Raw genomic sequence first — 24033 nt, forward strand, 5'->3', positions numbered from 1 at the left:
GGCGGCACCGGCACGTCGGCCGCCGGCAGGGCGGCGCTGGCGGCGGGCGCCGGCTCGACGCTGCGGCCGGTCAGCCAGTTGCCGATCGCCGACAGGCTGGAGGAGCCGGACGTGGAAGCCGGGGCCGCGGCGGCGGCGGCCGGCTCGGCCGGGGCATCGCTGCGGCCGAGCAGCCGGCCGACGCTGGCGAGCAGCGAGGAGCCGCCCTCCTCGATCGAGGCCACCTGCGCGGTCGGCGCCGTGACGGGGGCCGGGGCCGGACGGGCGAACAGCGCCAGCTCCGGGCCGGAAGCGGCAGCGAGCTGCGGGCTGACGGCGCCCGGCGCATCGGTCGGGCGCGGCTCCGGCAGCGGCACGTTGGCGGCGGTCGGCACCGTGTCGGCGGTGGCGAGCGCGATGCTCTCGGCCGGCGCCGGCTCGTTGGTGGCGACGCCGTAATCGCTGCCCGGCGGCTTCACCACCGCCGGCAGCGAGCCCGGCGCCTGGACCTGCGGGTTCGCCAGCTTGGCGAGGAACACCTTGTTCATGCCGCCGTCCTTGCCGGTCTTCACCGGCGCCGCGGGCCCGGAGGCGGCGGCGATCTTCTGCTCGTCGGCGGCGCGGCGGTCGGGGATCTCGCGCCGAGATCCCCCGGCTGGGTGAATTCGGGGCACGGCGCGCTCGGGTCGAGGCGGGCGCTCGGGTCCACCGGCGTGGCGTTGAACACGTAGCGCCTGCCGCAGACATCCACCTTGGGCTGCTGCCGGGTCAGCTCGAACGTGTCGCTGCCCTCCTTCAGCATCCGCCAGAAGGCGAGGTTCGGATTGTTGCGGTGGCGGGCGAGGTTGTCGCCGGTCATGCGGAACGGATAGGCCTGCACCTGGAAGGCCCGCTGCCCGCCCTGGAAGCTCTCGCGGCCGAGCGCGAAGATCTCCTGGATCTGCTCGTCGGTCATCGCGTAGCAGCCGGCCGACGAACAGTCGCCATGCACCATCAGATGCGCGCCGGTACGCCCCCAGGCGCGGTCATAGGCATTGGGGAAGCCGAGGTTGAACGAGAGGTAATAGCTGGAATTCGGGTTCATCTGGCCCGGAGTGATGGTGTAGAAGCCTTCCGGCGCCTGCCGGTCGCCTTCCTTCACCTTGGGGCCGAGCTCGCCGGACCAGCGGCAGATCGGGTAGGACTTCAGAAGCGCGTAGTCGCCCGAGGTGTTTTCCTTCCACACCTCGAGCTCGGCTTCTTCCTTGTAGATGCGCACGACGATGGGGCTTTCCTTCGTCATGCCCTTGTCCTGGATGAGCGCGACCGTCTGCGGGCTCAGCGCCTTCATCGCCTTGGCATTGACCGAGGGGCCGCCGTCGCCGGTGCAGCCCGCCAACGCCAGCGCCGCCGCGCCCGCGAGCAGCAGCGCCCGCAGGCGGGCTCCCGCCGATGCGCGCACGGGCCTTGAAGAAGCCGAAAGGCTCAACGCGAAACTCCCCCGCCGATCCAAGTCAACGAACAGCGACAGTCTAGAGGGTTAACCTTGCCGGGGTGTTACCGCAAGTGGCCCGCCCAGGAGCCGTCGCGTCGCATGTCCCCGGCCGTCCGTCACCGACGCGCCGGAGCGCGCCGGGCCTTGGTTCTACAGGTTCCGCCCGATGGCGAGGAACTTCTCGCGCCGGGCCTTGCGCAGCGCCGCCGGCTCCATTCCGTCGAGATCGCCGAGCGCCGATTCGATGGCGTCGCCGGCCATGTCCATCGCCGTGGCCGGGTTGCGGTGGGCGCCGCCCGGCGGCTCGGAGATGATGTGGTCGACGATATGGAAGCGCTGCAGGTCCTGCGCGGTGATCCGCATGTTGGTCGCCGCCTCCTGCGCCTTGGCGGTGTCCCGCCACAGGATCGAGGCCGCGCCTTCCGGCGAGATCACGCTGTAGATCGAATGTTCGAGCATCAGCACACGATTGGTGGTCGCGATGGCGATGGCGCCACCCGAGCCACCCTCGCCGATGATCACGGCAACATTGGGAACGCCGAGCGCGAGGCAGGCATCGGTCGAGCGGGCGATCGCCTCGGCCTGGCCGCGCTCCTCGGCGTCGAGGCCGGGAAAGGCACCGGCGGTGTCGACCAGCGAGATCATCGGCAGCGCGAAGCGCTCCGCCATCTCCATCAGCCGCACAGCCTTGCGGTAGCCTTCCGGGCGGGCCATGCCGAAATTGTGGCGGATGCGGGTCTCGGTGGTGGAGCCCTTCTCATGGCCGATCAGCATCACCGCCCGGCCGCGGAAGCGCGCCGGCCCGCCGATGATCGCCTCGTCCTCGGCGAAGAAGCGGTCGCCGGCCAGCGGGGTGAAGTCCTCGAACAGATACGCGGCGTAATCGAGGAAATGCGGGCGCAGCGGATGGCGCGCCACCGCGGTCTTCTGCCAGGGCGTGAGATTGGCGTAGAGCTGGACCAGCGCCTCGTTGGCCTTGGCCTCCAGCCGCGCGATGTCGTCGCCGATGGCGACCGCGTCGCCCTGCGCGGACATGGCGCGCAATTCTTCCAGCTTGGCCTCGAGCTCGGCCACGGGCTTTTCAAAGTCGAGGTAGCTGCGCATCGCTGGTCGGCAAATCCGTCTGGCGGGAAGGAAGGCCGCCCGGTCGGACGGCCCGCAAGTGGCGCGGAAGCTGCCCCGAGAGGGTGGCGGCGTCAAGGCAATGCCGCGGAAAGCCCTAACAACGTCATTCCGCCGCAGCTCCGGCACGCACGCCGCGCCCCGCACGGCGCCCGGTTCCGGGCGGATACGGCCCTACTCCGCCTCGCCGTCGGCGGGCGGATGCAGCCTCACTCCGCCTCGCCGTCGGCGAGCGGATGCAGGTCGCGCACCAGGCTCTTCAGCCGGTCGTCGAGCACGTGGGTATAGATCTGCGTGGTCGAGATGTCGGAATGGCCGAGCAGCGTCTGCACCATGCGCAGCTCCGCCCCATGCGCCAGCAGATGGCTGGCAAAGGCGTGGCGCAGCACATGCGGCGACAGCTTGGCGGGGTCGAGCCCGGCGGCGAGCGCGAGGTCCTTCAGGTCCAGCGCCACCTGCTGGCGGGTCACATGGCCGCTCGCGGCGGCGGAGGGGAACAGCCAGCGCGCCTCGTCCTTCGCCCCGACCCTCGCCTTTTCCCCCCTCGCCTTTTCCCCCGCCTCCCTCTCCTTGCCGGCCCCCGCGGCGGCGAGCGCGGCGCGATAGGTCGCCATCGCCGCCCGCGCCGGGTCGCCGAGCGGCACCAGCCGCTCCTTGTTGCCCTTGCCGCGCACGATGATGGCGTCGCCCTTGGCCCGCGCCGCCGAGGCCGGCAGCGCCGCCAGCTCGGAAACGCGCAGCCCCGTCGCGTAGAGCAGCTCGACGAAGCAGGCGACCCGCGCCCGCCGCGCCGCCTCCGCCGGGGAGGAGGCCGGCGCGGCGGCGCGCTCATGCGCGGTGTCGATCAGCTTCGTCACCTCGGCGAGGCTCAGCACCTTGGGCAGCGGCCGCCCGCGCTTGGGGCCTTCCAGCACCGCCGCCGGGTCGTCGCCGCGATAGTTCTCGACATAGAGGAAGCGATGGAACTGCCGCAGCGCCGAGAGCCGCCGCGCCACGGTGGCGCCCTTCAGCCCGCGCCTGGACAGCGACGCGAGATAGGAGCGGATCTCGGCGGTGCCGCAGGCGGCCGCCTTGTCCTGCCCGCCGAGGAATTCCGCATAGTCGTCGAGATCGCGCTGATAGGCGGCGAGCGTGTTGGCGCTCGCCCCGCGCTCGGCGGCGATCATGTCGAGGAACAGCGCGACCGGGCGTCCCATCGGCGAAAATCCTGTCTGGCGAGACGCCCGCCGGTGCGGCGAGGCGGTCTATTTCGCGAAGCGATCCTGCGGCACCGGCACGCTCATCTCCCGCTTCTGCGGCTCGACGAAAGTGGCGAGCGACCACATGGCCCCATACGCGATCCCGCCGATCACGGCGAGGATGGCGAGAAGACGGATCAGGCTCGGCATAGTCTCTCGCGTCTGGGGTTCGGCGGGCGAATCGGAAGGGCGGACCCGCCGCCATGCTAGTGCCTTTCCGGGGCCGGACGAAAGGACGGCCGCGTTTTGCCATCCGCCCGTCCCACCGCGGCGCGATTGCATCGCCCTGTCGCGGGTGCTAGGTCGCGAGCCGAGGGGACTTCCATGACGACGACGCCCGGCGACACCAAGGCGGACGCGCTGCGCGTGCATCTCGGCACGCGTTCCATCGTGCTCGTCGGCATGATGGGCGCCGGCAAGTCCTCGGTCGGCAAGCGCCTCGCCAAGCGCCTCGCCTTGCCCTTCGCCGATGCCGATACCGAGATCGAGCAGGCGGCCGGCATGACCGTCCCCGAGATCTTCGCCCATCACGGCGAGCCGGCCTTCCGCGACGGCGAGAAGCGCGTCATCGCCCGGCTGCTGGAATCCGGGCCGATGGTGCTCGCCACCGGCGGCGGCGCCTGGATGAATGCCGAGACCCGCGAGACGGTGGCGCGCCACGGCCTCGCGGTCTGGCTGAAGGCCGAGCTCGACGTGCTGATGCGCCGCGTGCGCCGCCGCGACGACCGGCCGCTGCTCAAGACCGCCGATCCCGAGGCGACGCTGGCGGCGCTGATCGAGCAGCGCTACCCGGTCTATGCCGGCGCCCATGTCACCGTGACCTCGCACGATGTCCCGCAGGATGTCATGGTCGAGGCGGTGATCGACGCGCTGATGCGGCATCTCGGCATTCCCGATACGGGTTGGCCGACCGCCGAATTGCCTGCCGCCGAATTGCCTGCCGCCGAAATATCCCCCGCCGACGTGCCGGATGCCGGCACGCCCTGCCAGACCGGAGAAGAGACGTGACCGCCGCCGGAACCCTCGCCCGCCCCGATGTGACGCGGCTCAGCGTCGGCCTCGGCGCGCGCACCTATGACATCGTCATCGGCGCCGGCCTGCTGGCCGAGATCGGCCCGCGCATCGCCGCCCTGCGCCCCGGCGCGCGGGTCGGCATCGTCACCGACAGCAACGTCGCCGAGCGGCATCTGCCCGGCGTCGAGGCGAGCCTCAGGGAAGCCGGCCTCGTCCCCTCCACCGTCCTGGTGGCGCCGGGCGAGGGCTCGAAGAACTTCGCCACCTTCGAGACGGTGGTCGACGCCCTCATCGCCGCCCGCATCGAGCGGCGCGACCTCGTGCTGGCGCTCGGCGGCGGCGTGGTCGGCGATCTCGCCGGCTTCGCGGCGGCGGCGCTGCGGCGCGGCGTCGACTTCGTGCAGGCGCCGACCAGCCTGCTGGCCCAGGTGGATTCCTCGGTCGGCGGCAAGACCGGCATCAATTCGCGCCACGGCAAGAATCTCGTCGGCGCCTTCCACCAGCCGATCCTGGTGCTGGCCGATACCGACGTGCTGAACACGCTGCCCCTGCGCGAATTCCGCGCCGGCTATGCCGAGGTGGCCAAATACGGCCTCATCGACAACGCGCCCTTCTTCGCCTGGCTGGAGCGCAAATGGCAGGACGTGTTCGCCGGCGGCGCCGTGCGCACCGAGGCCATCGCCACCAGCTGCGCCTCCAAGGCCGCCGTGGTGGCCCGCGACGAGTTCGAGACCGGCGACCGCGCCCTGCTCAATCTCGGCCACACGTTCGGCCATGCGCTGGAGGCCGGGGCCGGCTTCTCCCAGCGCCTGCTACACGGCGAGGCGGTGGCGGTCGGCATGGCGCAGGCCTTCCGCTTCTCGGCCGGCCAGAACCTGTGCGCGCCGCAGGATGCCGCCCGCGTCGAGGCGCATCTGCGCACCGTCGGCCTGCCGACCCGCATCCGCGACATTCCCGGCGACCTGCCGGACACCGACGGGCTGATGACGCTGATCGCGCAGGACAAGAAGGTGTCGCGCGGCGCGCTCACCTTCATCCTCGCCCGCGGCATCGGCCAGAGCTTCATCGCCCGCGACATCGACCCCGCTGCCGTGCGCGCCTTCCTCGACGCGGAGCGCTCCAACCCCTAAGGATGGCCGATGACAACAAGCGATTGGCTGGCGCTCGGCGCGGTCGTCATCTGCCTGCTGCTGTCGTTCTTCTTCTCGGGCAGCGAAACGGCGCTCACCGCCTCCTCCAAGGCGCGCATGCACGCGCTGGAGAAGAACGGCGACGCGCGCGCCGCGCTGGTCAACCGCATGATGGCGATGCGCGAGCGGCTCATCGGCGGCATCCTGCTCGGCAACAACCTCGCCAACATCGCCGCGTCGTCGCTCGCCACCGGGATCCTGCTGGCGTGGTTCGGCACCGCCGGCATCGCCTATGCGACCATCGGCATGACGGTGATCGTGGTGATCTTCTCCGAAGTGCTGCCGAAGACCGTCGCCATCAACCATCCCGACCGGGTGGCGCTGCTGGTCGCCCGCCCGCTGCGGCTGATCATCGGCCTGTTCGGCCCGCTCACCCTCGCCATCGAGGCGCTGGTGCGGGCGATGCTGCGCGCCGTCGGCGTCGAGCTCGGCCGCACCTCGGGGGTGCTCTCCGGCGCCGAGGAGCTGCGCGGCGCCGTCGACCTGCTGCACCGCGAGGGCAGCGTGGTCAAGGACGAGCGCGACATGCTGGGCGGCCTGCTCGACCTCGGCGAGCTGGAGGTCTCCGACATCATGGTCCACCGGACCAAGATCATGAGCCTCAATCTCGACGAGCCGCCGGAAAAGCTGGTCCGCGACGTGCTGTCCTCGCCCTATACGCGCATTCCGCTGTGGCGGGAGAAGCCGGACAACATCGTCGGCGTGCTGCATGTGAAGGACCTGCTGCGCGAATTGCAGTCGCTCGGCAACGACGTCTCGAAGCTCGCCATCGAGAAGATCGCCGCCCCGGCCTGGTTCGTGCCCGACGTCACCACGCTGGCCGACCAGCTGAAGGCCTTCCGCCGCCGCAAGCAGCATTTCGCCCTCGTCGTCGACGAATATGGCGAGGTGATGGGCCTCGTCACGCTGGAGGACATCCTGGAGGAGATCGTCGGCGACATCGCCGACGAGCACGACGTCGCCTTCACCGGCGCCCGCCGCCATGCCGACGGCTCGGTGAATGTCGAGGGCAGCGTGCCGATCCGCGACCTCAACCGCGCCATGGGCTGGTCGCTGCCGGACGAGGAGGCCACCACGCTGGCCGGCCTCGTCATCCACGAGGCCCGCATCATCCCGGAGCCGGGGCAGGCCTTCATCTTCCACGGCTTCCGCTTCCAGATCATGCGCAAGCAGCGCAACCGCATCACGCTGGTCCGCGTGGTGCCGCTCGATGCCCAGCGCCAGCCCGCCAGCCCGCGCGAGCCGGCCGCGCCCGGCACCCGGCCAAGGCGCGTCCCGGGCTGACGCCGCCGGCATCCGGGCAGCCACGGAAAGGCGGCCATGGAAAAACCGCCGCCGGCCCCCATATGGGTCGGGCCGCGGCCTACTCGCCCGGCGCCTTCGCCTCGATCGCCAGCGCATGCAACCCGCCCGCGAGTTCGGCGGCGAGAAGGCCGTTGACCATGCGGTGGCGCGCCAGCCGGCCCTGTCCGGCGAAGACGGCGGATGTGATGCGGATGCGCAGATGCGTGAGCTGGCCCGGCCGATGCCCGCCATGGCCTTCGTGGCGATGGCTCTCGTCCTCCAGTTCGAGGAGGCTCGGGGCGAGTTCGGCCAGCGCCGCACGCACGCGGGCGAGCCGGGCGGCGACCGCGTCGGCGGCCGGCAGGGGGTCGGCGGGAGATGGATCGATGCTCATGACGTTTGCGCTATCCGCCCCGCCGTCCCGCGTCAATATCGCCACATGAGGCGATGACGTCCTTTTGGTTTCTTGTATACCCGCCCCGGCATCAGCATAATCGCCCCCATCATGAAGCTCGACTCCCCGATATTCGACCGCATCCGCGTCAAGCCGGACCGCGATCGCCGCATGAAGGCGGAAGGCCCCACCTGCGAGTGGGCCGACTGCTGCAACCCTGCGTCGCATCGCGCACCGAAGGGCCGCCAGCAGGAAGGCCAGTTCTGGCGCTTCTGCTTCGACCATGTGCGCGCCTACAACCAATCCTACAATTATTTCGCCGGCATGCCGGACGATGCCGTCGTCGCCTATCAGAAGGACGCGCTCACCGGCCACCGCCCGACCTGGAAGATGGGCCAGAACGGTGCCCGCCAGGGCGGCCGCGGCCCGGCGCAGGAGCATGCGCCGGAAGGCTTCGCCGATCCGTTCGGCATGTTCGGCGAGATGGGCGGCACCCAGCGGCCCGAGCCCGAGCCGGCGCGCGAGAGCCGGATGATCCGCAATGCCGAGCGCCGGGCCTTCGAGAGCCTCGGCCTCGAGCTCGGCGCGACGACGGAAGAGATCAAGGCGCGCTTCAAGCTGCTCGTCAAGAAATACCACCCGGACGCCAACGGTGGCGACGTGTCGACGGAAGACCGGCTGCGCGACGTCATCCAGGCCTATAACCACCTCAAGAGTACCGGCTTCTGCTAGAACCGGGTCTTGGCCAGCCCAGCCCGCGGTTCGAAACGCGGCAACGGAGGAATAATGACCGCCTCGCCCATCCAAGCTCCGCCGCTGCCGGACATGAAGGTCTCGGTCCGTCAGGTGTTCGGGCTCGACATCGACCTCGACGTCCCGGCCTATGCCGAGCCGGACGAGTACGTGCCGGAGATCGACCCCGACTATCTGTTCGACCGCCCGACCACGCTCGCCATCCTCGCCGGCTTCGCCCATAACCGCCGCGTGATGGTCACCGGCTATCACGGCACCGGAAAGTCGAGCCATATCGAGCAGGTCGCCGCCCGCCTCAACTGGCCGTGCATCCGCGTCAACCTCGACAGCCACATCAGCCGCATCGACCTGATCGGCAAGGACGCCATCGTGGTGAAGGACGGCCTGCAGGTCACCGAGTTCCGCGACGGCATCCTGCCCTGGGCCTACCAGAACAACGTCGCGCTGGTGTTCGACGAATATGACGCCGGCCGCCCGGACGTGATGTTCGTCATCCAGCGCGTGCTGGAATCCGCCGGCCGGCTGACCCTGCTCGACCAGAACCGCGTCATCCGCCCGCACGGGGCGTTCCGGCTGTTCTCCACCGCCAACACCATCGGCCTCGGCGACACCACCGGCCTCTATCACGGCACCCAGCAGATCAACCAGGCGCAGATGGACCGCTGGTCCATCGTCACCACGCTGAACTACCTGGCGCATGACAAGGAGGTCGACATCGTCTCCTCCAAGGCCAAGCACTTCCAGACGCCGGAAGGCCGCGACACCGTCGCCCGCATGGTGCGCCTCGCCGACCTCACCCGGCAGGCCTTCGTCAATGGCGACCTGTCGACGGTGATGAGCCCGCGCACCGTGATCACCTGGGCGGAGAATTACGAGATCTTCAAGGACCTCGGCTTCGCCTTCCGCGTGACCTTCCTCAACAAGTGCGACGAGCTCGAACGCGCGCTGGTGGCCGAGTTCTACCAGCGCTGCTTCGGCAAGGAACTGCCGGAATCGGCGGTGAACGTGGTGATGTCGTAAGGGCGCCATCCCCACACGCCTTCTTCCCCCTCTCCCCGTCGGGGAGAGGGTCGGGGTGAGGGGCTCTGGCGGGCACGGAAACTCTCTGGCTCCACAGCCGCGCAGCCCCTCACCGACCCGCTTCGCGGGCCACCTCTCCCCGAGGGGGGAGAGGGAAGAAAGAACCTCGGCCCTCCGAGGCTTCCTCTCGATCCAAGGCGTCTGCCATGAGCACCTCGAACCGCACGACCCGCACCCCGCCCAAGGAAGCCCCGACCGAGCCGCTCAAGCGGGCGGTGTCGGGCTGTCTGCGCGCCATTGCGGGCGACCGGGACCTCGAAGTCTCCTTCGGCACCGAGAAGCCGGGCTTCGCCGACGGGCGGGCCCGGCTGCAGGAGCCGGCGCGGCGCCTGACCCGGCAGGACGCGGCGATCATGCGCGGCCACGCCGATTCCATGGCGCTGCGCCTCGCCTGCCATGACCCCAAGGTGCACAAGAAGCTGGTCCCGGTCGGCCAGCAGGCCCGCGCCGCCTTCGACGCCGCCGAGCAGGCGCGCTGCGAATCGCTCGGCGCCCAGCGCATGGACGGGGTGGCGCTCAACCTCTCCGCCATGCTGGAGGACCGCTACCAGAAGGCGAATTTCGCCCAGCTCGCCGACCGCGCCGACGCGCCGCTGGAGGATGCCATCTCGCTGATGCTGCGCGAGCGCATGACCGGCATGGCCCCGCCGGCGGCGGCGCGCGAGCTGGTGAACCTCTGGCGCGGCTTCGTCGAGGAGCGCGCCGGCACCGCGCTCGACGAGATGACGCAGGCGGCCGGCGACCAGGAGCGCTTCGCCGAGGCGATGCGCGACCTCCTGTCCTCGCTCGGCATGGGCGAGGACATCGCCCCGTTCGACGAGAACAACGACCCCTCCACCGACGCCGACGACAGCCGCGAGGACGACAGCGGCAAGGGCAGCGACGCCGAGCAGGACGAGAACAGCGAAGGCACCACCGAGGTCGACACCGACCTCTCCTCCGACCAGACGCCGGAGGAGAGCGAGGACCAGCAGGACCAGCCCAATTCCGAGCTGTCCGACGATGCCGAGCTCGGCGAGGCCGACGAGGCCTCCGAGCCCTGGCGCCCGCAGAACGTCGCCCCGGCCGAGGCGCGGCCGCCGGAATACCATTCCTTCACCCCCCGCTTCGACGAGACGGTGAATGCCGACGAGTTGTGCGACGCCGAGGAACTCGCCCGCCTGCGCGCCTATCTCGACAAGCAGCTGCTGCATCTCCAGGGCGTGGTCGCCCGCCTCGCCAACCGGCTGCAGCGCCGGCTGATGGCGCAGCAGAATCGCGGCTGGGAGTTCGACCTCGAAGAGGGCATGCTCGATCCGGCGCGCCTGCAGCGCGTCATCATCGACCCGATGCAGCCGCTCTCCTTCAAGCGCGAGCGCGACACCGACTTCCGCGACACCGTGGTGACGCTGCTGCTGGACAATTCCGGCTCGATGCGCGGCCGTCCGATCACGGTGGCCGCCGCCTGCGCGGATATTCTCGCCCGCACCCTGGAGCGCTGCGGCGTGAAGGTGGAGATCCTCGGCTTCACCACCAAGGCGTGGAAGGGCGGGCAGGCGCGCGAGAACTGGCTCACCGCCGGCAAGCCGGCCGCGCCCGGCCGCCTGAACGACCTGCGCCACATCATCTACAAGTCGGCCGACGCCCCCTGGCGCCGCGCCCGGCGCAATCTCGGCCTGATGATGCGCGAGGGCCTGCTCAAGGAGAACATCGACGGCGAGGCGCTGGACTGGGCGCATAACCGCCTGCTGGCGCGCAACGAATCGCGCCGCATCCTGATGATGATCTCCGACGGCGCGCCGGTCGACGATTCCACCCTGTCGGTCAATCCCGGCAATTATCTGGAGCGGCACCTGCGCTGGGTGATCCAGCAGATCGAGGACAAGTCGCCGGTGGAGCTGATCGCCATCGGCATCGGCCATGACGTGACGCGCTACTACAAGCGCGCGGTCACCATCGTCGATGCCGAGGAGCTCGGCGGCGCGATGACCGAGAAGCTGGCCGAGCTGTTCGACGAGCGCGCCACCCGCAAGGCCGCCGCCAAGGCGGGGGTGAAGCCCGGCATGAAGGGCAGCGCGAAAGGCGCCGCCAAGGGCATGGCGAAGAGCACGGCGAAGGGCGCCCGCCCGGTCCGCCAGGTCGTCCACTAGGGAACGGGTGCACTCGGGAATGGTGCACCGCGGGAGCGGGTGCACCGGAGAACGGGTGCACCGCGGGAGCGGGCGGCCGGGCATGGCGCGACGCCCGCCCCGCCGCGGAGAACAGGCCGCCCGGCCGGGGCGGTCGGCACCGGTATCGTTCGGCTTTCGGGGCTGAATCGTGTCGGCCAGGACGCAATGCACACTATTTCCTGCGCCGACGGCGATGGTCTTCTTGGCAGGTTGGCAGGATAGGTCGATGCTGCCGGTCGGACGCAACCGATATTGGCGAGGCTTCACGGCATGTCTTCTGACAAGAAATCGATTCCTCCTGCGCAGGAACCTTCGGAGATCCTGATCGCGGGCACCTTCGATGTCCGCAATTACGGCGACCTGCTGTTCCCCCTGATCGCCGCCCACAGGCTGGCACCGTTCGGCATCGCCGTGAAAGCCTGCTCGCCCTCCGGCAACGCCACCGGGTGGGCGGATGCCCTGCCCTCGCTGCCCGCCCAGACCCTCATCCAGCCCGGTTTTCCGCTGAAGGGCATCATGGTGGGCGGCGGCAACATCATCCAGACCCGCGCCAGCCGCCTCGCCGACCACAAGACCGGCGACCTGTCCTCATCGGCCTATCCGTCGCTCTGGCTCGGAGCGACCATCGCCGGCGTGATCCATAACGTCCCGGTGATCTGGAACGCCCCCGGCGCGCCGCGTCCGCTGGCGGCCGCCCTGCGCAACAACCTGCTGATGCACCAGCTCGCCGAGACGGCGGAATATTTCACCGTCCGCGACGAGGCGAGCGTGAAGAACCTGGGACGCGCCGGCCCGATGGCGACGGTGGTCCCGGACACCGCCGCCGGCCTTGCCACGCTCTGGTCCCGCCGCTCGCTGAAAGCGGATTTCGCCACCCTGCTCGAACGCAAGGGCGGCACGAAGAATGCGCGCTGGATGACCGTCGCCGTCAGCGCCCAGTCGGTGAAGACCAGCCTGCCGGAGCTCGCCGCCGAGATCGAGGCCTTCGCGACCGCCCACCGCCTCGCGCCGCTCCTGCTCTCCCTCTCCCCCGGCCATGGCGACGACGCGACCGCGCGCGACCTCGCACGCTTCATCAAGGGGCCGGCACTTGTCGTCGACGATGCTCTCGGCCTGCGGGAGATCGCGAGCGCCATCGCCTATGCGAAGCTGCATCTGGGCAGCTCCCTCCACGGCTACATCACCGCCGCCGCCTATGACGTGCCCTCCATCCTCGTCGGCCAGCCCGCGCAGGCGAAATACGAGGGCTTCCTGGCCCAGACCGGCCGCATCGACGATCTGGTGACGGACTGGAGCCAGGCCTTCCCCCGCGCCGCGCAGCTCTTCCCCGCGCCCGGCAATGCACGGCGCATTCCCGCCTCGGTTCTCACCGCGCTCGACGACCATTGGGCGAAGGTGGCGTCATCCGTGCTGCAGCCCACCATGAAGATGACCGAACGCGGCCGCTTCATCCGCAGCTATCTCCGCTATTGCATCAATAATGACGGCTGGGGCTGGATGCTGAAACCGCTGCTCGAAAACGGCTGAGGCTCCCGCGCTCCGGCGACGCGCGGGATCTCGATCCCGCCCCCGGCAGGTCGCCGGCCCGCGGCAAGGCGAGGCGGCGGCCTGTCGGGGCGGCCGTCGAGCGGCGGGCGCATCCGGCAAGGCGTGCCGGCGGCAGCACCCGGCCCGAACGGCTGTCGCCGCCGGCGTCGCGCGTGACGTCGCGGGCCGGCTGCCGCCTATCGCACCGCTCGCCTCTTGAACATCCTTCGCACAACCCCATATAGGCTTCACCCAGCCAGAACAGGGCTTCCGGTTCGATGGCGCCTTGTCAGCGCCTCGCCGGTTGGAAGCGGGTCAGGACGGATGTACTCCGACCGGCTTCTGTCCCTGCCGACCGCATGACAGGCGGTCGGCCGTCTGGCGGGGATCTCCCCGTGACATCGATCTATCCCGCCGCCCCGCATCGGTTCGTCCGTGCGGGCAGGCGGGCGATAGAGGTTTCACCCAGCCAGAACGGGCTTCCGGTTCGATGGCGCCTTGTCAGCGCCTCGCCGGTTGGAAGCGGGTCAGGACGGATGTACTCCGGCCGGCTTCTGTCCCTGCCGACCGCATGACAGGCGGTCGGCCGTCTGGCGGGGATTTCATTCCATCACTGACACCTGAACATCAGCGACGCCCTCGCGGCGACGAGGAAAGCGTCGATGTCGGCGCCGGCCCTGCCGGTCGCCCGATGCCCGATGCGATCACTTGCCATCGCGAGGCAAACCGCTCTCCCCCATTCGGACCAGCCGCACGCCTGCTCCTGCACCAGGTGTCGGCGCCACGCGCGGCCGCGCTCAGCAGGCGCGGGCGCGCGCGGACCTCACACCCGGAAGCCGGAACGCTTTTCCGCCGACCCGTCCTCGGGGAACGGCTCGGGACCGGGATCGTCCGGCGACGGCGGCGTGGCGAGAATGCTGGATGCCGCCATCGCCGGACGAGCCGGCACCGGCTTCGGCTCCAGCTTCGGTTCGGGTTTCGCCTCGGGTTTCGGCTCGACCTTGGGCTCCGGCTTGATCTCGGCCTTCGGCTCCGGCTCGACGACGGCGACCTCGATCGGGACAGGCGCCACCGGAGCCATCCCGGCCGCCTTGCTCTCCAGCGCCGCGGCGATCGCCGCCTTGGCGCGCTCGGCCTCGTTCTCCAGCAGCGGCGAGGCGGCCACGCCCGGCGGCAGCATCCAGGCGAAGGCGTCGAGCCTGCCGGTCACCGGCGAGATCGGCGCCCAATCCTCCAGCACGACGCCGTCCGCCACCCAGGCCGGGTCGCGCTGCGCCCGCACCGCGCGGGCGGTCCATTCGCGCGCCTTGCCGACATCGCCGGTCTCGGTGGCTTCCAGCTCCGCCATCAACAGGCAAACGCGCTGCGTCGGCGCCGCGGTCAGCGGGGCGAGCGCGGTGCGCGCCACCGGAAATTCCTGCGCGTCGATGGCGGCGCGGGCAATGGTCATCGCGCTTTCCGGGTGCGCCGGCAGCCGCGAGGTCAGCGTGCGGATGCGCTTCAGCCGCTCGCGCGAGGCGTCGCCCGGCCGCAGGTGCAGATAGGCATCGGCGAGGCCCGGATGCGGCGTGGTCGCATAGGCGGTCTCGATGATCTTGGCCGCCTTGCGGGTGTCGCCGGCGGCGCCGAGCAGCCGGCCGGCCACCTCGGCGGCCGGCACCAGCGTCGGGGCGAGCCGCGTCGCCTCCACCGCCTTCTCCCGCGCCGTGGCGGGATCGGAGAGTTCCAGCGCCTGCGCCTGCGCCGCCAGCAGCACCGCCCGCCGGCGGCGATGCGCGGCGCGGTCGAGCCCGCCATGGGCGGCCTCGCGCTCCAGCATGGCGAGCGCCCCGGCGAAGTCGCCGGCGACGCAGCGCGCCTCGATCACCGCATCCGCCGCCCAGGCGAGGCCGGGCTCGTAGCGGGCCGCCTCGTCGGCGGTCATCAGCGCCGCCGCCGTGTCGCCGCGCCGGCGCGCCTCCATGTGCAGGCCGCGCAGGCCGAGCATCCGGGTGGCCGGGCTCTCGGTCATGGCGCGGAAGCTCGCCTCCGCCGCCGCCGCATCGCCGGAAAGCTGCGCCGCCTGCGCGGCGAGCAGCTGCGCCAGCGGCTCGCGGCCGAGGAAGCGTTCGGCATCGTTGGCGGCGCGCCGGGCGCCGGTGGCGTCGCCGGAGCCGACCGCGATCAGCCCGCGCGTCACCGCCGCGAAGCCGCGGTTGCGTCGGCGGTTGCGCAGCGAGAAGGCGACGATCTCCGGCGAGCGGACGACCAGCCGCAGCAGCGTCCAGATGAGGATGGTGGCGGCGAGCAGCACCAGCAGCCCGCTCGCGGCCACCAGCACGCTGGTCTCGATATGCCAGCCCTGCCAGTCGACGGCGACCGCTCCCGGCCGGTCGGCCAGCCAGGCGATGCCGAAGGCGATGCAGGCGAGGACGAGGAGATAGGCGACGAGGCGGATCACGGCGTTCTCCCGGCAATGTCGGCGATCAGCTGCCGGTTGACCCCTGCGAGTGTGGCGAGCGCCGACTGGCGCGCCTCGATGGCGCCGATCACCGCGGCGATCTTCGCCCGCCCGGCCTCGGGCAGGCCGTTGAGGACGGTCAGCGCCTCGGCGACGTCGCCGCGCGTCAGCGCCGCGTCGGCCGCCGCAATCGCCGGCTCGGCGGCGGGCTCCCCGGCCGCACCGGCGCCGCGGCGCACCGTCACCAGCGAGGCGGCGCTGCTCCACAACCTGTCGACGATGCCCTCCCCGGCCGGCGCGGGCCCGGATGCCGGCGCACCGGCCGCAACCGGCGCTTCCTCGCCCGCCAGCGCCGCCTTCAGCCGTCCGGCCAGCGCCGGGCCGGTGGGCAGGCCGGTGGCGGCGAAGGCATCGAGCGGGGCCAGCGCCTCGCCCCGGACGCCGAGCAGCGCGCGACTGGCGGCAAGCTCGGCCTCATAGGGCGCGCCGGAGATCATCGCCGCCTGCAGCGCGCCGAGCGTCGCCAGCCCGGCGGCCGCCTCGGTGCCGGCCTGCCGTGCGGCGGCGACCTCGGAAACCTTGCCTTCCAGCGCCGCGATACGGGCTTCCGCCTGCTGCAGCGCCTCCGGCGAGGCGGCCGGCGGCGGCGTGGCGGGTGCCGGCGCATTGGCGAGCGCGGCGAGCTTGCCGTCCGCCGTGGTCAGTCCGCTCTCCAGCGCGTCGAGCCGGGCCGCAAGATCGGCCGGCAGCCCGGCGGTCACGGGGGGCACCGGCCTGTCGGCCTGCGCCTCCAGCGTCTCCACCCGCTGGCGCAGGTCGAGCGCCCGCGCCTCCAGGTCGGTGATGGAATCGATGTTCTGCTCGGCGCTGTAGAAGGTCGAGACGATGCCGACCGCGAAGGCGGCACCCAGCACGCCGGACACCAGCGCCAGCAGCGAGACCCCGACGAGGCCGAGCGTCCGGCGCGGCTTGCCCTCGGCCGCCGGCGGCGGCGCGGCGGCGGCGGAAGCGGCTGCCGGCCTCGGCGGCGGCGGGGTCAGGTCCTTGGCCGGCAGGTCGAGCGTGAGCGGGCGGCGGCGGCTGGCGACCGGACCCGCCTCATCGGCGCCGGCGACCGCCTCTGCGACCGGCGGGGTCGCAACGGGCGCGCCGGCGGTCGAGGACGGCGAATCGGCCGGCTCCGCGCTCGGCGGGGTCAGCGGACCCTGCTTTGCCGGGTTCTGCTTTGCGGAGGTTTGCTTGGCCACCTTGCGTCCCTCTTCGATCGTTCACGCGCCGGTCCGTCCGGGATAAACCGCCGGCCCGGCCGCCGCAACCTCGCTGCGCCGCAGATGGTTTACGCTCACAATAACGCGAATAACGCGTTTTCGTTTGGTGCTGCGGCAATCCGCGTCGGCCAGCCGGCGGCCTCCAGCGGCGCGGCCACCCCGCGCGAGAAGCACAGATGCGAGACGCGGGCGAAATCGCCGGCAATCCCCGCCTCCGCCGCCCGCGCCACCAGCGTCGAAGCGGTGCGCGGGGAGAAGTGGAAGGCCGCGTCGATCCGCCCCGCCCGCGCCGCCTCGACCACCTCGGCGGACAGCTCGGATGCCGCCACCGCGCGATAGAGGACGAACAAGTCGACCGCGATGCCGTGTTCCGCCAGCGCGGCGCCGAGATCGACCGCCCGGTCCTCGCCGCACACATGCAGCAGCCGCGCCCCGCCCGGCAGCTCGGCCCGCAGCAATTGCGCCAGCGCCGCGCCGTCGCCACCGGCCACGCGCGGCGCCGCGCCCTGCGGGGCCGTATCCCGAGGCGCCGCCTGCGCGGTGCGCCGGCCGACGGTGTAGAGCGGCAGATGCGCCAGCCCCGGCCATTCCGGCCGCGCGCCCAATGCCCGCGCGCCATTCACGCTGGTCAGCGCCAGCGCGTCGAAGCGTCCCTCCGGCAGTGTCGCCGCCTCGATCGGCTCGACGATCAGCATCGGGTCGACGAGCGCCGCATGGCCGGCCGCCGCCAGCCGCGCCGCGGTGGCACCGGCATCCGGCTGCGGGCGGGTCACGAGGACGCGCATCCTCAGCCGCCGATCAGCGCCGGCGGCACCATGCGCCGCATCTCGCGGCCCCAGTCGCGGCCGAGCTCGTCGGCGTTGCCCACCGGGCCGTGGCGGGCGATCTCGTAATAGGCGGTGCCGTCCGGGCTCAGCACCGTGCCGCGGAAATGGATCTCCTCGCCCTCCACCTCGGCGAGGCCGGCAATGGGGGTGCGGCAGGAGCCGTCCAGCTCGGCGAGATAGGCCCGCTCCACCGAGACCGCGAGCCCGGTGCGCCCGCACAGGACCGGCGCCAGCAGCGCCGCGGTATCGTCGTCGCCGGCCCGCGTCTCGATGGCGACCGCCCCCTGCCCGACGGCCGGCAGGAAATCGCCGGTGCCGAGAATCACGCTGGCCCGCGCCGCCAGCCCCAGCCGCGTCAGCCCGGCCAGCGCCAGCAGCGTGGCGTCGAACGCGCCGCCGTCGACCTTGTCGAGACGGGTCTGCACGTTGCCGCGTATCAGCGACACCTCGAGGTCCGGCCGCAGCCGGCGCAGCTGCGCCTCGCGCCGCAGCGAGGCGCTACCGACCCTCGCCCCGCGCTTCAGGTTGGCGAGCGGATGCCCCTCGCGCAGCGCCTGCCCGGCCGGCAGGATCAGCGCGTCGCGCACATCCGCGCGCGGCAGGTAGCCGGCGAGCGCCAGCCCCTCCGGCAGCCGGGTCGCCATGTCCTTGGCCGAATGCACCGCGAGGTCGATGCGGGCGTCGAACAGCGCCTCTTCCAACTCCTTGGTGAACAGCCCCTTGCCGCCGGCCTGCGCCAGCGCCCGGTCGGTGATGGCGTCGCCGGTGGTGCGGATCACCTCCACGCTCACCATGTCGGCAGTCCAGCCATGCGCCTTGACCAGCGCGTCGCGCACCGCATGCGCCTGCCACAATGCCAGCGGGCTTCCGCGGGTGCCGAGCCGGAGCCGTGCTCCTTCATGTCGAAGCGATTGCGTCATGAGGTCCTGCGATGCTAGCGGTTCGTCACGGGTTCTGAACACCGTCCCCAACTGCAAAGTCAACACGTGCAAAGTCAATGAGCGATCTTCTGCTGCTCGGCATCGAAACGACCTGCGACGAGACGGCGGCGGCCGTGGTGCGCCGGCGCGAGGACGGCAGCGGCACCATCCTGTCGAACATCGTGCTGTCGCAATTCGACGAACATGCGGCCTATGGCGGCGTGGTGCCGGAAATCGCCGCCCGCGCCCATGTCGAGGTGCTGGACGACGTGGTGGCCCGCGCGCTGCGCGCCGCCGGGACCAAGCTGTCCGACCTCGACGGCATCGCCGCCGCCGCCGGGCCGGGCCTGATCGGCGGCGTCATCGTCGGGCTGACCACCGCCAAGGCGCTGGCGCTCGCCGCCGACAAGCCGCTGGTGGCGGTCAATCATCTCGAAGCCCACGCGCTGACCGCGCGGCTGACCGATTCGGTGCCGTTCCCCTATCTGCTGCTGCTGGTCTCCGGCGGCCACACCCAGCTGGTCTGCGTCAGCGGCATCGGCCGCTACGAGAAGCTCGGCGGCACCATGGACGACGCCATCGGCGAGGCCTTCGACAAGACCGCCAAGATGCTCGGCCTGCCCTATCCCGGCGGGCCGGCGGTGGAACGCGCCGCGCTGCAGGGCGATCCCGTGCGCTTTGCCCTGCCGCGCCCGCTGCTCGGCCGGCCGGAACCGGATTTCTCGCTCTCCGGCCTCAAGACCGCGGTGCGGCTGGAAGCCATGCGCATCGCCCCGCTGTCGGACCAGGACGTCGCCGACCTCTGCGCCTCGTTCCAGGCCGCCATCGTCGACGTGGTGACGGACCGGGTGCGCTACGGGCTGCGCGCCATGCGCGAGCGCGGCCATGCGCCGAGCGCGCTGGTGCTCGCCGGCGGCGTCGGCGCCAACCAGGCGGTGCGCCGCGCCCTGCACAAGGTGGCGGCCGATGGCGGCACCCGCCTCGCCGTGCCGCCGCCGGAGCTGTGCACCGACAATGGCGCCATGATCGCCTGGGCAGGGGCCGAGCGCCTCGCCCTCGGCCTTGAGGACGGTCTCGATGTCGCGCCGCGCCCCCGCTGGCCGCTGGCCGAGGTCGAAGGCGCCGCCCATCACCCCGTCCCGCCGCTGCCCGCTTCATGAGCACGCGCTTCGCCCGCATCGGGGTGGTGGGCGCCGGCGCCTGGGGCACCGCGCTCGCCAATGCCGCCGCCCGCGCCGGTCGCGAGGTGGTGCTGTGGGGGCGCGACCGGGGGGCGATGGAGGCGATGGCCCGCACCCGGCGCAACGAGGCGCACCTGCCCGGCGTCGAACTGGCCGCATCGGTCTCACCGTACACCTCACTGCACTCACTGCACGCCTGCGACGCGGTGCTGCTGGTGGTGCCGGCACAGGCGAGCCGCGAGGTCGCCGCCGCCATCGCCCCCCACCTCAGGGACGGTATCCCGGTGGTGACCTGCGCCAAGGGGATCGAGCGCGGCACCTCGCTGTTCATGACGCAGGTGCTGGGCGAGGCCTGCCCGCGGGCGGTGCCTGCCATCCTCTCCGGCCCCAGCTTCGCCACCGATGTCGCCGCCGGCCTGCCGACGGCGATTACCCTTGCTGCGCAAGACCTTAGCCTTGCGGAAGCGCTCAGCGCCGCCCTCGGCTCGCCGTCGTTCCGGCTCTATCACAGCGACGATGTGCGCGGGGTGGAGATCGGCGGCGCCGCCAAGAACGTGCTCGCCATCGCCGCCGGCATCGTCGGCGGGCGCGCGCTCGGCGCCAGCGCGGCGGCGGCCCTGATCGCCCGCGGCTTCGCGGAACTGTCGCGTTTCGGCCGCGCCTATGGCGCCCGGCCGGAGACGCTGACCGGCCTGTCGGGCCTCGGCGACCTCATCCTCACCTGCTCCACGGCGCAGTCCCGCAACTATGCGCTAGGGCTAACTCTTGGAAAAAACAGGGAATTCCAGCCAGACGGCAAGCTCGCCGAAGGCGCGCTCACCGCCTCGGTGCTGGTGGCGATGGCCGAGCACCGCGGTATCGACATGCCGATCGCCTGCGCGGTCGAGGCGGTATTGTCCGGGCGCAGCGATGTCGAACAGGCGATAGGCTCGCTGCTGGCGCGGCCCCAGAAAGCCGAAACATGACTAAAGCGGAAGCGTGAGAATGGCGCATTGGCTCTACAAATCCGAACCGTTCAAGTGGTCCTGGGACAGCCAGCTCGCCGCCGGCGACAAGGGCACGCATTGGGACGGGGTGCGTAACCATCTGGCGAAGCAGCAGCTTCTGGCGATGAAGCGCGGCGACCGCGGCTTCTTCTACCACTCCAACGAGGGCAAGGAGATCGTCGGCATCGTCGAGGTGATCAAGGAGGCGTACCCCGATCCCTCCGATTCATCGGGCAAATTCGTCATGGTCGACATCAAGGCGGTGGAAGCGCTGCCGAAGCCGGTGACGCTGGCCGCCATCAAGGCCGAGCCGCGCCTGTCGGAAATGGCGCTGATGCGCTTCTCCCGCCTGTCCGTGCAGCCGGTCACCGACGAGGAATGGGACATCGTGCTGTCCATGGCCGGGGCCAGGTGACGGACGAGAAGATCGGAAAGATCGAGGATCCCCAAGCCTTTATCCGCGCCGAGACGCGCCCGCGCCCGGTGCCGCTGGTCGCCGAGATCCGCCTCTACATGGCCGACGAGGCGGTGCCGATCTGGCAGCGCACCGAGGAGGAGCTCGGCGAACTCGGCCTGCCGCCGCCCTTCTGGGCCTTCGCCTGGGCCGGCGGGCAGGCGCTCGCCCGCCATGTGCTCGATCATCCCGAGATCGTTCGTGGCAAGCGGGTGCTCGACTTCGCCTCCGGCTCCGGCCTCGTCGGCATCGCCGCGCGACTGGCGGGGGCGAGCGCGGTGGACGCCGCCGACATCGACCCCTTCGCCCGCGCCGCCATCGTCCTCAACGCGGCCCTCAACGAGACCGACGGCGTAAGTGCCTGCGAACAGAACGTTCTCGGCACCGACGCCGGATGGGACGTGGTACTCGCCGGCGACATCGCCTATGAGCGCGACCTCGCCGCCGAGGTCTTCGCCTGGCTCGGCGCCCTCGCCGCCCGCGGCGCGGCGGTGTGGATCGGCGATCCCGGCCGCAGCTACCTGCCGCACGAAAAGCTGCAGAAGATCGCCGAATATGGCGTGCCGGTATCGCGCGAGCTGGAGGACAGCGAGATCAAGCGCACCGCCGTCTGGCGGCCGCTCCCGGCAGCCTGAGGCTCCGGTCAACTACATACCGACCAAAGTTGCGCGCCCGCGTGCTTGTCGCGAGCGGGCGCCCCGCCCATAATTCCTTAGAAGCAAGATAAGGCGCGCCAGCGCTGGGGTGGAGGAAAATGCCAATGTCCGAAAAGGTTTACGACGTCACGGCCGCCTGGGCGCAGCGGGCCTATCTCGACGAGCACGGCTACAAGGCCAAGTACGAGGCCTCGGTCCACGACCCGGAAGCCTTCTGGGGCGAGGAAGGCAAGCGCATCGACTGGTTCACCCCCTACAGCGTGGTGAAGAACACCTCCTTCGCGCCCGGCGCGGTGTCGATCAAATGGTTCGAGGACGGCGTCACCAACGTCGCCTGGAACTGCATCGACCGCCATCTGGACACGCGCGGCGACCAGGTCGCCATCATCTGGGAGGGCGACGATCCGGCGCTCTCGCGCAAGATCACCTATCGCGAGCTGCATGACGAGGTCTGCCGCTTCGCCAACGTGCTGCGCAACCGCAATGTCGAGAAGGGCGACCGGGTCACCATCTACCTGCCGATGATCCCGGAGGCCGCCTTCGCCATGCTGGCCTGCGCGCGGCTCGGCGCGGTGCATTCCATCGTCTTCGCCGGCTTCTCCCCGGACAGCCTGGCGAGTCGCATCCGCGACTGCGATTCCAAGGTGGTGATCACTGCCGACGAAGGGCTGCGCGGCGGCCGCACGGTGCCGCTGAAAGCCAATGTCGACGCCGCCATCGCCAAGGCCGGCGAGGTGGATCACGTCATCGTGGTCAAGCGCAGCGGCGGCAAGGTCGACATGAAGCCCGGCCGCGACGTCTGGTACCACGAGGCCGCCGACCTGGTGACCACCGAATGCCCGGCGGCGCGCATGAACGCCGAGGACCCGCTGTTCATCCTCTACACCTCCGGCTCGACCGGCAGCCCCAAGGGCGTGCTGCACACGACCGGCGGCTATCTCGTCTACGCCGCGATGACGCATCAATACGTCTTCGACTATCACGAGGGCGACATCTATTGGTGCACCGCCGATGTCGGCTGGGTGACCGGCCACAGCTACATCGTCTATGGCCCGCTGGCGAACGGCGCGACCACGCTGATGTTCGAGGGCGTGCCCAACTACCCGAGCAATTCCCGCTTCTGGGAAGTGATCGACAAGCACCAGGTGAACATCTTCTACACCGCCCCCACCGCCATCCGCGCGCTGATGCAGGCGGGCGACGCGCCGGTGGCCAGGACCAGCCGCGCCTCGCTGCGCCTGCTCGGCTCGGTCGGCGAGCCGATCAACCCGGAAGCCTGGGAATGGTATCACCGGGTCGTCGGCGGCGACCGCTGCCCGATCGTCGACACCTGGTGGCAGACCGAGACCGGCGGCATCCTCATCACCCCGCTGCCCGGCGCCACCCGCCTGAAGCCCGGCTCGGCGACGCGGCCGTTCTTCGGCGTGGTGCCGCAGGTGGTGGATGCGGAAGGCAGGGTGCTCGAGGGCGCCAGCGAGGGCAATCTCGTGATTGCCGACAGCTGGCCCGGCCAGATGCGCACGGTCTATGGCGACCACGAGCGCTTCATGCAGACGTATTTTTCCACCTATCCGAACAAGTACTTCACCGGCGACGGCTGCCGGCGCGACGCCGACGGCTACTACTGGATCACCGGCCGCGTCGACGACGTCATCAACGTCTCCGGCCACCGCATGGGCACGGCGGAGGTGGAAAGCGCCCTCGTCGCCCATCCCAAGGTGTCGGAAGCCGCCGTGGTCGGCTATCCCCACGACATCAAGGGCCAGGGCATCTACGCCTATGTGACGCTGATGGCCGGCGAGCAGCCGACCGAGGAACTGCGCAAGGAGCTGATCACCTGGGTGCGCCGGGAGATCGGCCCCATCGCCTCGCCGGACCTCATCCAGTTCGCCCCCGGCCTGCCGAAGACCCGCTCCGGCAAGATCATGCGCCGCATCCTGCGCAAGATCGCCGAGGACGAGTTCGGCAATCTCGGCGACACCTCGACGCTGGCCGACCCGGCGGTGGTCGACGACCTCATCTCCCAGCGCCAGAACAAGAAGCACGCCGCCTGAGGAATCCAGACCGCAGCACCTCCCGATCTCGATCGCGGCATG

21 protein-coding genes and 1 pseudogene are annotated in these 24033 nt (G+C 71.0%); 12 read left to right on the plus strand and 10 right to left on the minus strand.

All coding sequences use genetic code 11. The annotated features are described in order from the left end of the window. From AC1RU4_RS21780 to AC1RU4_RS21800, 5 genes and pseudogenes are all read right to left on the minus strand, one after another. Positions 1-653 (minus strand): annotated as a pseudogene (locus AC1RU4_RS21780) (L,D-transpeptidase family protein); the annotation flags it as partial. Then, entirely contained in the window at positions 548-1447 is a 900-nt protein-coding gene (locus AC1RU4_RS21785) for a L,D-transpeptidase family protein (protein WP_492893245.1), read from the minus strand. The pseudogene AC1RU4_RS21780 and the gene AC1RU4_RS21785, both read right to left, overlap by 106 nt. 156 nt (positions 1448-1603) lie before the next feature. After that, positions 1604-2557 (minus strand): acetyl-CoA carboxylase carboxyltransferase subunit alpha, encoded by a 954-nt coding sequence (locus AC1RU4_RS21790; RefSeq protein ID WP_492893246.1) that lies wholly within the window; start codon positions 2555-2557, stop codon positions 1604-1606. 227 nt (positions 2558-2784) lie between these two features. Next, positions 2785-3771: a tyrosine recombinase gene (locus AC1RU4_RS21795; RefSeq protein ID WP_492893247.1), complete on the minus strand. Its 987-nt coding sequence runs from the start codon at positions 3769-3771 to the stop codon at positions 2785-2787. A 48-nt stretch (positions 3772-3819) separates the two neighbouring features. Next, positions 3820-3963 (minus strand): hypothetical protein, encoded by a 144-nt coding sequence (locus tag AC1RU4_RS21800; RefSeq protein WP_492893248.1) that lies wholly within the window; start codon positions 3961-3963, stop codon positions 3820-3822. 174 nt (positions 3964-4137) lie between these two features. Between AC1RU4_RS21800 and AC1RU4_RS21805 the strand changes: the two genes are divergently transcribed. The 3 genes from AC1RU4_RS21805 to AC1RU4_RS21815 are packed head-to-tail and all read left to right on the plus strand — an operon-like array spanning position 4138 to position 7301. Beyond that, positions 4138-4821, plus strand: coding sequence for a shikimate kinase (locus AC1RU4_RS21805; protein WP_492893249.1), 684 nt, complete (start codon positions 4138-4140; stop codon positions 4819-4821). Then, positions 4818-5957 carry a 3-dehydroquinate synthase gene (gene aroB, locus AC1RU4_RS21810; protein WP_492893250.1) on the plus strand — a complete coding sequence of 380 codons (1140 nt, stop codon included), beginning with the start codon at positions 4818-4820 and terminating at the stop codon, positions 5955-5957. Before AC1RU4_RS21805 ends, aroB begins: the two co-directional genes overlap by 4 nt. Positions 5958-5966: 9 nt before the next feature. Next, entirely contained in the window at positions 5967-7301 is a 1335-nt protein-coding gene (locus AC1RU4_RS21815) for an HlyC/CorC family transporter (RefSeq protein WP_492893251.1), read from the plus strand. A 79-nt stretch (positions 7302-7380) separates the two neighbouring features. Here the strand turns inward: AC1RU4_RS21815 and AC1RU4_RS21820 are convergent, their stop codons facing one another. Next, positions 7381-7695 (minus strand): BolA family protein, encoded by a 315-nt coding sequence (locus AC1RU4_RS21820; RefSeq protein ID WP_492893252.1) that lies wholly within the window; start codon positions 7693-7695, stop codon positions 7381-7383. 111 nt (positions 7696-7806) lie between these two features. Between AC1RU4_RS21820 and AC1RU4_RS21825 the strand changes: the two genes are divergently transcribed. From AC1RU4_RS21825 to AC1RU4_RS21840, 4 genes are all read left to right on the plus strand, one after another. Next, positions 7807-8427 (plus strand): J domain-containing protein, encoded by a 621-nt coding sequence (locus tag AC1RU4_RS21825; protein WP_492893253.1) that lies wholly within the window; start codon positions 7807-7809, stop codon positions 8425-8427. Positions 8428-8481: 54 nt separating this feature from the next. After that, positions 8482-9468: a cobaltochelatase subunit CobS gene (cobS, locus tag AC1RU4_RS21830; protein ID WP_492893254.1), complete on the plus strand. Its 987-nt coding sequence runs from the start codon at positions 8482-8484 to the stop codon at positions 9466-9468. Between the two features lie 206 nt (positions 9469-9674). Next, a complete protein-coding gene (gene cobT, locus AC1RU4_RS21835) occupies positions 9675-11657 on the plus strand; it encodes a cobaltochelatase subunit CobT (protein ID WP_492893255.1) in 1983 nt (660 codons plus the stop codon). A gap of 291 nt (positions 11658-11948) precedes the next feature. Next, positions 11949-13205, plus strand: a complete 1257-nt coding sequence (locus tag AC1RU4_RS21840) for a polysaccharide pyruvyl transferase family protein (RefSeq protein WP_492893256.1) — start codon at positions 11949-11951, stop codon at positions 13203-13205. A gap of 823 nt (positions 13206-14028) precedes the next feature. Here AC1RU4_RS21840 and AC1RU4_RS21845 read toward each other — a convergent pair. The 4 genes from AC1RU4_RS21845 to hemC form a co-directional block, all read right to left on the minus strand. Beyond that, positions 14029-15645: a heme biosynthesis protein HemY gene (locus AC1RU4_RS21845; protein WP_492893257.1), complete on the minus strand. Its 1617-nt coding sequence runs from the start codon at positions 15643-15645 to the stop codon at positions 14029-14031. Continuing rightward, positions 15642-16892 carry a COG4223 family protein gene (locus AC1RU4_RS21850; protein ID WP_492893258.1) on the minus strand — a complete coding sequence of 417 codons (1251 nt, stop codon included), beginning with the start codon at positions 16890-16892 and terminating at the stop codon, positions 15642-15644. Before AC1RU4_RS21850 ends, AC1RU4_RS21845 begins: the two co-directional genes overlap by 4 nt. Positions 16893-16987: 95 nt before the next feature. Then, positions 16988-17686: a uroporphyrinogen-III synthase gene (locus AC1RU4_RS21855; protein WP_492893259.1), complete on the minus strand. Its 699-nt coding sequence runs from the start codon at positions 17684-17686 to the stop codon at positions 16988-16990. A 14-nt stretch (positions 17687-17700) separates the two neighbouring features. After that, positions 17701-18660: a hydroxymethylbilane synthase gene (gene hemC / locus AC1RU4_RS21860; protein ID WP_492893260.1), complete on the minus strand. Its 960-nt coding sequence runs from the start codon at positions 18658-18660 to the stop codon at positions 17701-17703. A gap of 77 nt (positions 18661-18737) precedes the next feature. Here hemC and tsaD point away from each other — a divergent pair, with 77 nt between their 5' ends. The 5 genes from tsaD (at position 18738) to acs (ending at position 23991) form a co-directional block, all read left to right on the plus strand. Continuing rightward, positions 18738-19820, plus strand: coding sequence for a tRNA (adenosine(37)-N6)-threonylcarbamoyltransferase complex transferase subunit TsaD (tsaD, locus tag AC1RU4_RS21865; protein WP_492893261.1), 1083 nt, complete (start codon positions 18738-18740; stop codon positions 19818-19820). Next, complete coding sequence (locus AC1RU4_RS21870) at positions 19817-20806, plus strand: NAD(P)H-dependent glycerol-3-phosphate dehydrogenase (RefSeq protein ID WP_492893262.1); 990 nt, start codon at positions 19817-19819, stop codon at positions 20804-20806. The genes tsaD and AC1RU4_RS21870 overlap by 4 nt, the downstream gene beginning before the upstream one ends. Before the next feature lie 19 nt (positions 20807-20825). After that, entirely contained in the window at positions 20826-21242 is a 417-nt protein-coding gene (locus tag AC1RU4_RS21875) for an EVE domain-containing protein (protein WP_492893263.1), read from the plus strand. Further along, positions 21206-21916 (plus strand): class I SAM-dependent methyltransferase, encoded by a 711-nt coding sequence (locus AC1RU4_RS21880; protein WP_492893264.1) that lies wholly within the window; start codon positions 21206-21208, stop codon positions 21914-21916. The genes AC1RU4_RS21875 and AC1RU4_RS21880 overlap by 37 nt, the downstream gene beginning before the upstream one ends. Positions 21917-22041: 125 nt before the next feature. After that, positions 22042-23991 (plus strand): acetate--CoA ligase, encoded by a 1950-nt coding sequence (gene acs, locus AC1RU4_RS21885; RefSeq protein WP_492893265.1) that lies wholly within the window; start codon positions 22042-22044, stop codon positions 23989-23991. The last annotated feature ends 42 nt before the right edge of the window (positions 23992-24033 follow it).

It is taken from the genome of Ancylobacter sp. GW821-FHT10E12 (genome assembly GCF_058809335.1).